At 60.2% G+C, this 12781-nt stretch carries 14 protein-coding genes and 2 tRNA genes; 4 read left to right on the forward strand and 12 right to left on the reverse strand.

What is annotated here, in order from left to right:
• The first annotated feature begins 210 nt into the window (after window positions 1–210).
• On the forward strand, window positions 211–468 hold the full coding sequence (locus NWI01_RS10935) for a hypothetical protein (RefSeq protein WP_141383875.1): 258 nt from the start codon (window positions 211–213) through the stop codon (window positions 466–468).
• Between the two features lie 52 nt (window positions 469–520).
• On the opposite strand, the gene NWI01_RS10940 is transcribed toward NWI01_RS10935, so the two are convergent.
• The 8 genes from NWI01_RS10940 to NWI01_RS20080 all read right to left on the reverse strand — a co-directional run bounded on the left by NWI01_RS10940 (window position 521) and on the right by NWI01_RS20080 (window position 7980).
• Window positions 521–2521 carry an acetyl/propionyl/methylcrotonyl-CoA carboxylase subunit alpha gene (locus NWI01_RS10940; RefSeq protein WP_141383876.1) on the reverse strand — a complete coding sequence of 667 codons (2001 nt, stop codon included), beginning with the start codon at window positions 2519–2521 and terminating at the stop codon, window positions 521–523.
• Between the two features lie 2 nt (window positions 2522–2523).
• The gene (locus NWI01_RS10945) at window positions 2524–4128 is read right to left on the reverse strand and encodes a carboxyl transferase domain-containing protein (RefSeq protein WP_141383877.1); all 1605 of its coding nucleotides are present in this window, start codon (window positions 4126–4128) and stop codon (window positions 2524–2526) included.
• Between the two features lie 216 nt (window positions 4129–4344).
• Window positions 4345–4650 carry an ETC complex I subunit gene (locus NWI01_RS10950; protein ID WP_041345537.1) on the reverse strand — a complete coding sequence of 102 codons (306 nt, stop codon included), beginning with the start codon at window positions 4648–4650 and terminating at the stop codon, window positions 4345–4347.
• Window positions 4651–4884: 234 nt separating this feature from the next.
• Window positions 4885–5235 (reverse strand): hypothetical protein, encoded by a 351-nt coding sequence (locus NWI01_RS10955; protein WP_141383878.1) that lies wholly within the window; start codon window positions 5233–5235, stop codon window positions 4885–4887.
• Window positions 5236–5332: 97 nt separating this feature from the next.
• Window positions 5333–5409: transfer RNA gene (locus tag NWI01_RS10960), tRNA-Pro, on the reverse strand.
• Between the two features lie 70 nt (window positions 5410–5479).
• Window positions 5480–5971 (reverse strand): DUF192 domain-containing protein, encoded by a 492-nt coding sequence (locus NWI01_RS10965; RefSeq protein WP_141383879.1) that lies wholly within the window; start codon window positions 5969–5971, stop codon window positions 5480–5482.
• Window positions 5972–6122: 151 nt separating this feature from the next.
• A complete protein-coding gene (locus NWI01_RS10970; RefSeq protein WP_244613721.1) occupies window positions 6123–6776 on the reverse strand; it encodes a cold-shock protein in 654 nt (217 codons plus the stop codon).
• Window positions 6777–7497: 721 nt separating this feature from the next.
• On the reverse strand, window positions 7498–7980 hold the full coding sequence (locus NWI01_RS20080) for a hypothetical protein (protein WP_181410440.1): 483 nt from the start codon (window positions 7978–7980) through the stop codon (window positions 7498–7500).
• Between the two features lie 448 nt (window positions 7981–8428).
• On the opposite strand from NWI01_RS20080, the gene NWI01_RS10980 reads away from it, so the two are divergent.
• Window positions 8429–8878, forward strand: coding sequence for a VOC family protein (locus NWI01_RS10980; protein WP_141383881.1), 450 nt, complete (start codon window positions 8429–8431; stop codon window positions 8876–8878).
• Between the two features lie 607 nt (window positions 8879–9485).
• Window positions 9486–9560, forward strand: a tRNA-Glu gene (locus NWI01_RS10990).
• Window positions 9561–9572: 12 nt separating this feature from the next.
• Here the strand turns inward: NWI01_RS10990 and NWI01_RS19630 are convergent.
• From NWI01_RS19630 to NWI01_RS18885, 4 genes are all read right to left on the reverse strand, one after another.
• Entirely contained in the window at window positions 9573–9809 is a 237-nt protein-coding gene (locus NWI01_RS19630) for a hypothetical protein (protein WP_253356316.1), read from the reverse strand.
• Between the two features lie 17 nt (window positions 9810–9826).
• Window positions 9827–9952 carry a hypothetical protein gene (locus tag NWI01_RS20085; RefSeq protein ID WP_283809245.1) on the reverse strand — a complete coding sequence of 42 codons (126 nt, stop codon included), beginning with the start codon at window positions 9950–9952 and terminating at the stop codon, window positions 9827–9829.
• Between the two features lie 141 nt (window positions 9953–10093).
• A complete protein-coding gene (locus NWI01_RS11000; RefSeq protein WP_244613723.1) occupies window positions 10094–10858 on the reverse strand; it encodes an outer membrane protein in 765 nt (254 codons plus the stop codon).
• Between the two features lie 521 nt (window positions 10859–11379).
• Window positions 11380–11913 carry a hypothetical protein gene (locus NWI01_RS18885; RefSeq protein ID WP_181410441.1) on the reverse strand — a complete coding sequence of 178 codons (534 nt, stop codon included), beginning with the start codon at window positions 11911–11913 and terminating at the stop codon, window positions 11380–11382.
• 248 nt (window positions 11914–12161) lie between these two features.
• Here NWI01_RS18885 and NWI01_RS11010 point away from each other — a divergent pair, with 248 nt between their 5' ends.
• On the forward strand, window positions 12162–12500 hold the full coding sequence (locus NWI01_RS11010) for a hypothetical protein (RefSeq protein WP_141383885.1): 339 nt from the start codon (window positions 12162–12164) through the stop codon (window positions 12498–12500).
• Window positions 12501–12781: the final 281 nt, after the last annotated feature.

Below are 12781 nucleotides of genomic sequence, written 5' to 3' on the forward strand. Positions count from 1 at the left end.
CATTGACGGCAAGCGCATCGGGCGTCTGACCTCGCTCCTACGGCATTTCCGTGCGCCATAACGAACTCTGTAACCTGCATCACAGAGCGGTTCGAAACCATGCCGTAACCTCCGAAGCACTGAACCTGCCCGCCTGGCGAAACGTCAAACCAGGCGGACGAAATATTCACTGCGGACGCTTCGGCGTCCTAATCATGAGGAGAGATCACGATGTTTCGCAAAATCGCACTTGCCGCGATCGCGGCTGCGTCGCTTGGCACGGCAACGTTGGCGCCCACCGCAGCATCCGCAGGCTGGGGTTGGCATCACCACGGTCACCATCACCATCACGGGCATCACCATCACGGCTGGCGCCATTATGCCTGGGGTCCCGGCCACTTCATCGGTGGGTCTGGCGGCTGCTTTGTGCGCAGGCTGGTGCCGACCTCCTTCGGACCGCGCTGGCGCGTCGTCAATCGCTGCTTCTGATCGCCGGGAACGGCAGTCTCGCCGAAACACAGGTGAGACTGCCCCCTCGCTTTCAAGCGGTTGCTTCGATCTCTGCGAGTTCGACGCCTTCCTGCACGACATCGCCGACCTTGCATTTGATTTTCTTCAGCCTGCCGGCAAACGGAGCGCGCAACGTCTGCTCCATTTTCATCACTTCCAGCGCGAGAATGGGGGCGCCCTTCTCCAGCAAAGTCCCCTCCTCCGCGAGCAGCGCAACCACCGTGCCCGGCAGCGGCGCGACGATGCGATCCTCGCCGGCCTGCTCCTCGTCGTCTTCGCCAAATGGATCGACCCAGTGCAACTCGAACCGCCCGTTGCGGGTCCGCAAGTACAGTTCGCGTCCATCGACGGCGAACACAACAGGGCTTCGTCGTCCATCGAGCGTGAGGACCATGCCTTCCGAGCCGTCCGCAGCGAATGCGAATGGGAGATTCTTATCACCAAGCTGAATTTCATCCGGGCCATTGCCATAGACGAACGTGGCCTCGTGCTCAGCCTGACCCTGACGGAATATGAACCGCCGCCTGCGTCGGCCGACCGCCATCCAGCCCGCCGTTCGCCAGGGTGACGCCGGGTCCGTTGAAGACGCCTTGCTGTCCGCCAACAGGACGGCGGCGACGGCGGCCGCAAGTTCGGTCTCGCCCGGCGCCACCGAGGGCCGGGTCAGTTCTTGCAGATGGCGCTCGATGAACCCGGTATCGACCGCGTTGGCGCACACGTCCGCGTGCGTAACCAGCGCGGACAGGAACGGAATGTTGGTGGCGATGCCGCGAACGTCCGTTTCGTCCAACCCGCGCGCCAGGCGGCGGATCGCGGCCTGGCGGGTCGGCGCCCAGGCAATTACCTTCGCGAGCATGGCGTCGTAGTTCGGTGGAACCGCATCGCCTTCACTGTAGCCCGCATCGATACGCAAGCCGTCAACCTCGGGGGGCGTGCGCCACGTCTTGATGCGGCCGACGGAGGGCATGAAGCTTCTGTTCGGATCTTCGGCATAGACCCGTGCTTCGATGGCGTGACCGTTCAGTGCGATCTGATCCTGCGTCAGCGGCAGTTTCTCCCCGAACGCGACCCGAAGCTGCCATTCCACGAGATCTATTCCGGTGATGAATTCAGTCACGGGATGCTCGACCTGCAGGCGGGTATTCATTTCGATGAAGAACACATCCTTGCCGTCAGATACGAACTCGACGGTGCCCGCGCCGATATAGCCCACCGCGCTAGCGGCCTTGCGCGCGGCTTCGTACACCCTGTCGCGCTGCGCGGCGTTGAGTGTCGGCGATGGCGCTTCCTCGATCACCTTCTGGTGCCGCCGCTGCAAGGTGCATTCACGCTCGAACAACGACAGCAGATTGCCATGGCTGTCGCCGATCATCTGCACTTCGATATGCCGGGGATTTTCGACGTATTTCTCGATCAGCATTCGCTCATCGCCGAAGGCCGCGCCTGCCTCTCGCCGGGCGCTGACGATAGCGGCAGCCAGTTCCGCGGCCGACCGCACGATCCGCATGCCGCGGCCGCCGCCGCCGGCAGACGCCTTCACGAGAACCGGGTAGCCGATCCCGTCCGCCGCGTTCCGCAACGTGGCTTCATCCTGCGCCTCGCCGTGATAGCCCGGCACCAGCGGCACATCAGCCTTCTGCATCAGCGCCCTGGCGTCCGACTTCGTGCCCATCGCGGTCATCATCGCCGCCGTCGGCCCGACAAACACGAGGCCGGCATCGGCGCAGGCTTGCGCGAAGCCGGCATTCTCCGACAAAAATCCGTAGCCCGGATGGATGCCTTCCGCGCCCGTCCTGTGTGCGGCGTCGATCACTTTCCCGATGTCGAGATAGCTGTCGCGGGCGGGTGCGGGTCCAAGGCACACCGCCTCGTCGGCGAGGGCGACATGCAGTGCATCGCGATCGGCCTCGGAATAGACGGCGACGGTGCGCAGGCCCATCGCGCGGGCGGTGCGGATGATGCGACACGCGATCTCGCCGCGATTGGCGATCAGGAGCGTCGTGAAGGGACGACAGGTTGGAGCGCCGGCCATGATCACATCCTGAACAGGCCGAAGGTCGTCGGCTCGATCGGCGCATTCGCAGCGGCGGACAATCCAAGTCCCAGCACGAGGCGCGTATCGGCGGGATCAATCACCCCGTCGTCCCACAACCGCGCGGTGGCGTAATAGGGATTGCCCTGGCTCTCGTATTGCGCACGGATCGGCGCCTGGAATTCACGCTCTTCCTCGATCGACCAGTTGCCGCCCTTGGCTTCGATGTTCTCCCGCCGCAGGGTGCTGAGAACCATCGCGGCCTGTTCGCCGCCCATCACCGAGATGCGCGCGTTAGGCCACATCCACAAGAATCGCGGCGAGAAAGCGCGGCCGCACATGCCGTAATTGCCGGCGCCGTAGGAGCCGCCGATCACCACCGTGAACTTCGGCACGCCTGCGGTTGCGACCGCCGTGACGAGCTTGGCCCCGTCGCGCGCGATGCCACCCGCTTCGTATTTCCTGCCGACCATGAAGCCCGTGATGTTCTGCAGGAAGACCAGCGGAATGCCGCGCTGGCAGCACAGCTCGATGAAGTGAGCGCCCTTCAGCGAGCTTTCGCTGAACAGGATTCCGTTGTTGGCGACGATGCCGACCGGGTAACCCCATATATGGGCGAATCCGCACACCAGCGTCTGGCCGTAGAGCTTCTTGAATTCGTCGAACTCCGAGCCGTCAACGATGCGGGCGATGATATCGCGCACGTCGAATGGCTTGCGGCCGTCCTCCGGCACCACGCCATGGATTTCCTCCCGTGCGAACAGCGGCTCGCGCGGCTCACGCATGTTGAGGGCGGCTCGCTGCGGCGGCTTCAGGGTGGAAACGATGCGGCGCGCGATCCCGATCGCATCGGCGTCATTTCGCGCATAATGATCGGTGACGCCGGACTGGCGCGAATGCACGTCCGCGCCACCGAGTTCCTCGGCGGTAACGACCTCGCCCGTGGCCGCCTTCACGAGCGGCGGCCCGCCCAGAAAGATCGTGCCCTGATTGCGGACGATGATGCTCTCATCCGACATCGCAGGCACATAGGCGCCGCCCGCGGTGCACGATCCCATCACGATCGCGATCTGCGGAATGCCTGCCGCCGACATGCTGGCCTGGTTATAGAAGATGCGCCCGAAGTGCCGCTCGTCCGGAAATATCTCGTCCTGGTGCGGCAGGAAGGCCCCGCCGGAATCCACCATGTAGATGCAGGGCAGATTGTTCTGCCGCGCAATATCCTGCGCGCGCAGATGCTTCTTCACGGTCATCGGATAGTAGGTGCCGCCCTTGATTGTGGCGTCATTGGCGACGATCACGCACTCACGGCCGACGACGCGTCCCACGCCCGTGATGATGCTCGCCGAGTGCACGTCGCCACCGTACATCCCGTTCGCCGCCAGCGGCGACAGTTCGAGAAACGCGGTGCCGGGATCGAGCAGTAGATCGATGCGGTCGCGGGCGAGCATTTTTCCGCGCGTGGTGTGGCGCGCGCGCGCGGCCTCGCCGCCTCCGCCCGCGACGCCCGCGAGCTTGTCGCGCAGCTCGCCGACCAGCGTTTTCATCGCTTCGGCGTTGCGCGCGAAATCTGACGAGGTTGGATCGACACCGGAACGGAGCGCCATGACAGTCCGAATGCTTGGCAGGCGTTGAAACGCGCGCTTCAATCCGGGCAGATTACGATGATTTGGGATCAAAGCGATCCAAAATCATGAACCTGATCGATTCCCCTATTCTTGATGCGCGGGACGCAGGTGGGCGACCGTTATGGCCTGCCTCATGCCGCTCAGATGCCGGGCCCTTTCGGTAAGGTCAGGCTCCTGGCTGGCCTGTCGATAGCTTCAATGGGTCCAGGGTTCGATGCGGCGGAACGCGAAATTGTCCGAGTAGGCGGCCTTTCGCGTCGCCCTTCCCTTCGGTTCGATCACTTGATAAGGGATTCCTTCGCGCTCGCAATAGGCGATGGCATCCTCCCTGGTCTCGAAACGAAGCGTGATCTGCTGCTTCGTGTCGCCGGAACTGGTCCAGCCCATCAGCGGCTCGATCGCTCTCGGCTGCTCGGGCTCGTAGTCCAGCTGCCATTCCCTGGTCCTGGCAGCACCCGATTGCATCGCATTTTTGGCGGGCTTGAAGATACGTGCCATCATGGATTTCGCTGGTACCTGTTGCTGGCGTCGATCCGGCAGAAAGCCAGCGGACACCCCTGGCCCTCAAGTATATTCGCTATGTCACGGCCTGACAATCTGGCGCGAGCGACATCGGGTAGTGTCTTCCGTAGTCGGCTTATCTTCGGGCCTCCAGGGAGGCACGGTCGAGAAGAAGGCCGTTTCACCAAATGTTAGTTCACCATCCGTGCGAACGGGGTCGAAGGTCAATTGTTCTCAAGGAACGGAAGTGTGTGGCTGATCTTCTACCGCGCCTGAATCGGAAAATTCGGTGCCTTTGCCCGCCAGAAGCTCTTTCAGATGGCCGCGCAACCGCTCCGCTTTTTCATACCGCAGCGAAGCGACGGTGACCTTGTCGACAGCGACAATGATTTGGGTGGCTGCATTCACGCATGAAATCCGGCCGGATGCGTTATCAATGCCCGCCAGCGCTTTGCCCAGTCCGGCTTCCAGCGTCTCGGCTTCAAGCGTGTCCAGCGTGAGCGGATCACCGCCATCGATCGTAATGTCAATCTCGAGGCCGTCCCCTTGGAGCGGCTTACGAGCACCAAGCGTCCAACTGCTCATTGCTTCGCCTTCCTCACCATCGCGAATGTCCGCCCTTTTTCGCCACCTGGTCGTTCCGGGAGGATTCGTCGATCGAAACCGACAAGAGAGTGGTTGATGGTCGGGGCAGCTGGATTCGAACCAACGACCTGCAGTACCCAAAACTGCCGCGCTACCAGGCTGCGCTATACCCCGATCTGCTGGGAAACGATGTCGTTACATCCTTCCGGGCGGCCCAGCAAGTCGCTCAGAGCTTCCCGCGGACTCAGCGGCCGTTGAAGAGCGGATGCGACACCCGGTCGCCGGGCGCGATGCCGTATTTTTTCGCAGTGCCTCCGATCACCTCGAGCACACCTTTAGCCGGCCCCCGTGACGAGATGATCCGGGTGGATAGAGGCTCGGTGTTCTCGGCGATCCGCACAATGCGACCATTCGAGCCGATAAAGATCATGTCGAGCGAGATGTAGGTGTTTTTCATCCACATCGACACCTGCTGCGCGGGAGAAAAATCGAACAGCATACCCTGCCCGTCAGGCAGATGCTTTCGATGCATCAATCCGGTGGCTTTTTCCTCGGGGGTCGCAGCCATTTCAACCGAGAATATTTTTACGCCGGTCTTGGTCGCGATCTCCAGCGGCTGGAGTTCGGCTGCGTGGACGCCGGCGTCGTCGGGGACGACCACGACAATCCAGGAAAACAGGACGATCCACAAAACGGCGCGGAACCACCCAGAACCGACATCCCGCAGTCGTAGCATCGGACAACCTGTCAGAACCATGATCACAAGGCGCAATTACCCAAGTCGCCCTCCGCCGCTAGCAGCAGGCGGTTGCGAGCGCAGAACACGATTCCCGAAAATCAAATTCCAAGCAACCCCGCGCGGCTTCCACGACGGTCTGTTTGACGGATCAATGCGAGGACACGCTGGGAGCGCCCGTTTCAGGCTGGACTTCCGCTGCCATCATACCCTTGCTGCCCGGCCCGAACCGGACCAGGACGAACTGCCCCGGTCGAAGCTCCGTGAGGCCGAAGCGCCGTAGCGTTTCCATGTGCACGAAAATATCCGGCGTTCCATCGCCGCGCGTCAAGAAGCCAAATCCCCGCAATCGATTGAACCACTTGACCTGCGCCCTCTCCAGGCCGCTGGTGGGTGTGACGCTGACGTGGGTCCGGGGCGGCAGCATCTGCGCCGGATGAATCGCGGTGGACTCATCCATCGACGTGATCCGGAACGCCTGATAGCCTTTCGCCCGCTGCACGCAGTCACAGACCAGGCGAGCCCCCTCATAAGCGGTTTGATAGCCATCGCGACGAAGCACCGTGACGTGCAGGAGCACATCCGGCCAGCCGTTATCGGGAACGATAAATCCGTAGCCTTTTGAAGCGTCGAACCATTTGATGACGCCGCTGATCTCGACGATGTTGGCGGGAGATTCCCCAAGTCCGGCAAACGGACCGGCCCCCGCCTCTCGATCGGTCGTTCCGGAAAAGTCCTTGGATCCCAAGGGATCGCTCGCCGTCGGCCCCGCAAATTTACTGGATTCAAAACCGTCCGACCCCATGACGCAGGCCCCCACACATTTTTACTACGGTTGCTTCAACTACGGCTGCCGTCTAGCGCAGCGCACCGTTATTTACGCCCGTATATAGCCAATCGAATCTCACGAATCAAAAGATAACACTCTTGGGGACGTCGCAAGACAAAAGAAAAATCGATCGACATCTATAAACAGCCTTGCACAATGCACGAATCAGCCCTCACTGGATTTTGATCCTCGGTTTGCCGATGGGCTTCATCGCTGTCGAAAATCATCGCCGGTACGTATTTTCGGCTGTTATCGATGAGGTTTGTAGAAGCATCGTATCGTTCGCTGCGCAGCGTGGGCGCAAACAGATCCGAGCGCCGGCAACTCCAAGTACCCGTAGCAAGTACCCGCAGACTCGCTTCCCGTCTGCGTTTGTTTTGATTTTTTCTCTGGAATTTCTCCAAGTCAGGCGTGTGAAGTCAGGCGCGTGAATCCAGCACACGTCGACACGTCGGCGACAATCTGAATGCCGCGCGCACACAAAGAATAAATGAACTTGGTTCAAAGCGTTCTGACGGCAGGTCATCGCAACGCGCGTTAACAATTAAAGACATCACCGGCCTGCGCTTCCACTCGTGAACCGGCGCCCGCTGAGCGCCGACGCCGTTCTCCCGCTGGTGGAGCCGCGATGCGGGTGTCGACCCGGAGAGATTTTTCATGACCTCTCCGGGGATCTTCAACTCAGGTCAGTTCAGGGTTACCAGCGTCCGCGGCCACCGCCGCCCCAGCCGCGACCGCCACCACCCCAACCTCGGCCACCGCCGTAATAGGCACGGCCGCCACCCCAGTGGCGTTGACCACCGTAATATCCCCGTCCGCCCCAGCCACGATTGCCGCCCCAATAGCCGCGGTGACCCCGGAAACCGCCATAGTAACCGGGACCCCATCCGCCACCATAAAATCCTGGACCCCATCCGCCGCCTCCCCAGCCACCACCCCAACCGCCGCCGCCCCAGCCGGCACCGTAGATGCCCGGTCCATATCCTCCTCCATAGTACGGGCCGCCGCCGTAGTAACCGTAGGGTCCGTAGAACGAACTCGCCATTGCGCCCGCTGCGAGAGCGCCGACGGCAAGACCGACACCAAGGCCCGGTCCAAATCGTTGAGCCTGAGCCGGTGCCGAGATGACGGCGCTGCTGAGCGTGGCCACGGTCGCAATCATGATCAAGTTCTTCTTCATGTCGTATCCTCTCACCAGAGATCGTCGCAATAATGTGTTCTCTAAAACGAGGTTTGCAATGCGCTTGGCTTGAATACAGTCCAGATCGGGCTTCTATCGTTTCGCTTTAGTTTCCGAACATGGCGATTAAGAAGCCCGACGCTGACGCAGCCCGCGAGCCCCCGATGAGAATCGCTCTGCGATCCATCATTCTCAAGATGATCGCCGGCCCTCGCCTTTTTCACCTGATAGAGTTGCTCAAGCGGGGAGGACGACGGTGCCGGGCATTTGCGCATCATGGTAGTCAAACGAGCAAGCGGTCCGAAGGGTTCCAGCGCCGTGGCAAAAAACGTCGTTTAGTTAACATTCCGCTTTGCGGCCGGATATCGGGAACTGGATATAATTTCACCGTACCGATCTGGTTTTGCTATGATTTTATCAACCCCCATCTCATCAGGAGACATCACATATGCGCTACCTTCATACCATGCTGCGCGTGCGTAATCTTGAAATCGCGCTGAAATTCTATGTGGATGCGTTGGGGCTGAAGGAGGTCCGTCGCGTCGACAACGACAAGGGGAAATTCACCCTGGTATTCCTATGCGCCCCCGAGGACGAGGACCTGGTGAGGCAGTCCAGGGGGCGCGGCGCACCGCTGGTCGAACTGACCTACAACTGGGCGGAGGAGACTTACGGCGAGGATCGCTTTTTCGGTCACCTCGCCTATGAGGTGGACGACATCTATGCCACGTGTGACAGACTGATGCGGCTCGGGATCACGATCAACCGCCCTCCCCGCGATGGACAGATGGCGTTCATCCGCTCTCCGGACCTGCACTCGATCGAACTGCTGCAGAAGGGTGAACCTCGTCCGGCGGCTGAACCGTGGATATCGATGCCCAACACCGGTCATTGGTGATAGCTTCCGGCAACGTTCCTTATGAATGGCGCGTTCGCCCGATGACGACGAGCTCATCGCTGCACGACCTCTTCTCTTCCCTTCCCAGGCAGTCCCTCGCAGGTGGCGAACGGGAACGATCGACGGCGGTTCACGTTCTCCTTTTGCATTTATTGACATACAAGGAGACGTCGATGGGACGCGGACTTTTGCTTTGGCTGCTGGGCGTGCCGATACCCGTGATACTTCTGCTGTGGCTTTTCTTCGGCACTTGAACGCGCGCTACGTACTTGATTGAAGGCCTCGCTTAAGCGAGGCTTTTTCTTGCGCCGTGCCGCGATCCACTTCCTGGTGCCGTCGTGAAGCTGCCGGTGTGCCTGGATGCTTCATCTGAGGCGCCGGTCTGAGAAGAGATCAGCCGAAAGGGAGGCCCCGATACGGGGTCTCGCCAGGGAGAACGCTTGCTCCTCCGGGCAAACGCCACTATACGTTTCGCCGCTGCCGCCGAGCCGGTTCATCACCGCCCGGAGACGCTGCCTGATCAGATCAACACAGGATATTGATCTGGCGGCGATATCGCAGCGGATTGAGACTGAAGCGACGGCGCGATTTGCCGCTGAAAAGTTCAGCTCCCTTCGTCTATCGGTTAGGACGCCACCCTTTCACGGTGGAGAGAGCGGTTCGATTCCGCTAGGGAGCGCCAGCCCTCTGGCTATCATTTTGTTTTCCTTTCAATTTTTTCCGAAATCCCAAATCCGCAGAAGCGGTTTGGGGCAAATTTCTTCGCTCTTCGGTCTTCCAGCTTGACGATTGCGCGCCGCCCGCCTCGCCTGCGATCCGCTTCGCGCGTGTAGCGCTCGGCTTCGCCTAGCGTGGTGTGACCGAGCACCGCCATGATGTCATGCGCGCTGCACTCTGCATCGGCCATCAGGCGGCCCAACGTCTTGCGCAAGCTATGCGGCCTGCATGTCAGGTCGGCAATGCCAGCGCGGCCTTGATCGCGTCACGCATCCAGCCGCTCAAGCCGTCAACCGTGAACGGCTTGCCGAAGGCGGTTGTCAGAATGCAGACGTGATGGCGCGGCACCGCGGTCATTCGACCCGCTTGTTTCCAGACTGGCCGAATCGCAACGAAGCGGAAGCTGCCGACGATGACAGCCGGGCTTTGGGCGCACGTGCCCTAACATCGCGGCGATTGGTCAGTCTGAAAAAGAAGCGTACCTGTCAAACCATCAGGTCAGAATCTAAACCCGATGCCGCCGACGGCTAGCTGGTGGGACATATCGTTGAAGCGGACCGCCCAGTTGGTCGTGGCAACATGAGTAGGATACACGGTAGAGCCGAAGGTCTGGTCGGTGGTGTCGACAAACAAGTAGCGGTACTCAGCAAACACGTAAGCGTTGCTGCCAAGGGCGACGCGAACGCCAGCCTTCGCTTGTGCGGCGAAGCCCCAGGAGGAGGAGTTCGCGCCGGAGTTGAAATGGTTGATACCGACTTCCAGCGGGTGGGTTTGAGTGGAGTCGGCACCCTTGATGGAGATGCGGGCGGCTCCTATTCCGCCGCCGATATATGGAGTTATGGTCTGATAGGACGTTGGAAAGCTAAGAACCACATTCGCCAGAAGAACAGCGTTATTCATCGGAAAAGTATCGTCAAACTTATGCTCTGGAAGCCGATTGGTGGGATTGTTCAGCGCCGCACGCTGCTTGCCGGCCAGATAGAAGCCTTCGATCTCGAGAGCGGGCATCAGGTTTGAGCCATACGACCATTCATGACCGACCTGCAGACCGACGAGACCAACGCCGCTGCTGTCGGACCGACCGTTGGCTCGGACGCTGAGCGGGCCTCCAGCGGCCTCGGTAAAAAAAGCGGTCCCGGACTGGGTGATGCTTCCTGTGCTGCCGCTGCCGCCGCCGCCGAAAAGACCGACATAGACGCCGCGCGCCGGAGTGCCGCCGCCGATATCACCAGCGAGCGCCGTAGAGGACAGCGCCAGCAACAAGATGCTCGCAAGTCCTAGTTTGCAAGAATGATTCTCTGACAACATTGGCTTCGTCAACATTGGCTTCGTTTTCCCCTCTGTGAAGTAATTCTGTTTCGAGTCATACCGCGCCGCGTCATCGCCTCCCATCCCCGAAGATGCGGATTCACAGCTGAGTTATCCTTGGGTTTCCGAACGGCACGACGGCCGCCAAGTGCACTCTACGGCAAACGCTTCACGCGGACCGGCACCCACTTCGTCGAAAACGCTATAAGCACTCTCCGCGCCTGTATTGGCACGTCTCGCCGCTCGCAGACTGCTGCCCGCCCCGTGCGACACAACAAACTAATCGGGCAACAAAAAGCTAAGCAATTTCAATTGTATTGGATACGAAACGACGTTTCCGCTAGGGAGCGCCAGTTAAATCAGCAACGTAGCTAGTTCATTGCTCATTGTGTCTAACCTGGCCGGTTTGGGCGGGATGGACTTGCGTTCCGCCGGTAGGCCGCGATTATGCGGTGTGCGGCAAAGCGGGTACCGCGTCATGAACGGATCGGAGTGAAGCCATGAAAGCATCGTTGATAGCTCTGCTCGTGGCTCTTTTCTCGCATCTCGCTCCCGCCTTCGCGAAGGCGCCAAAGAATACGGGCGCTCCGCCTGCCGTGCAGCAGGAGTTTGATGGCTTCATCAAGAAATTCCGGGCCGCGTTGAAGGCCGATGATTCCACTGCCGTTGCCGGCATGACGCAACTTCCATTCATGTCTGACGCCTCCATCGGTGATGCTTCGGCGTTCCGGGCGAAGATATATTCCGGCGATTTCACGGCGGGCAATCGCAAGTGTATCCAGCGCAGCAAAGCCGTCTATGATCGCGACGGTGCAAACAACGATAATTACTTCATCTTCTGCGGCGATCTCATATTCACCTTCACGAAAACCTCGCAGGGATTTCTTCTTTCCGAGATCGGCATGAACGATTGAAGACCTTGCATCGGCACGAGCGCACATGCCGCCGTGATGGCGACGAACGCTAAGCCGCGACGTCTGCGACCAAATACATATCAGCCATCCGATCAAGGTTCGCGTCACTCCTGCGCCAGGCGCTTGCCGGCGAGGTGGCTTCTGTTCTCGCAAAGGTGCAGCGTGCCCGCAATGCAATGAGGGGACGGTGCAACGCGCAACTACGGCTTGGAATCTGAGTGCAGCGCACACAGGCGCATGACGCATCATCCTTGATCTGGATCAACGCTTCCGTGGCAACGTGGTGTGCAATAGGCCGACGTCGGCTGCGTTAAAGCGCTGCCGCATAAGCACGGAGATTGATTATGCGATATTCGAGTTCTCTGCGCGCCACCATTCTGGCTGCGACCATTGCTGCTCTCGGTATGAGCGCCCAGGCCGGACCGATGCCGACACACACGGCGACGACGATGACATCGATGGTCCAGAAAAACACCACCGACGTGCGCTGGGGCGGCGGAGGTTATCGGGGCGCCGGAAGTTATGGCGGCTACTATGATGACTATCCCGCCTATGGCTACGCTTCTGTGTCGTACTACGACGAGCGCTATTGCTTGCCCCCTTTGGTGGTTATGCCGGCTACAAGGGTCCAAAGCCAATACCTTGGAGTCAAACCCAGTGAGAGGTTGCCCTGGACGGATTGAGGAGCGTTCCGAAGGAGGATTTTTGGTTCATCATAGCCGTAAGGGGCGAAGATGAATCAGAAATCCGGGCCGGAAGGGTCAGCCTGCCGGATGATGAAGGCGCACGACCACTAGGACAGAAGCGCGTTCCTGGGGCTGTTCATTTGGTCCTCTGGGCTACTGAAGTTTCGCAACCTTCGGCTTCCTCGTTTCAGATCAGATGGACAGCCTGAACGCTCGCACCTGAAGCCTCACTAAGTGGCACTATCGCGACTTATAGCGTTTTCGAGCAAAGCATATCT

Source organism: Nitrobacter winogradskyi (assembly GCF_006539545.1).
In the GTDB taxonomy this organism is placed as follows: Bacteria; Pseudomonadota; Alphaproteobacteria; order Rhizobiales; family Xanthobacteraceae; genus Nitrobacter; species Nitrobacter winogradskyi_A.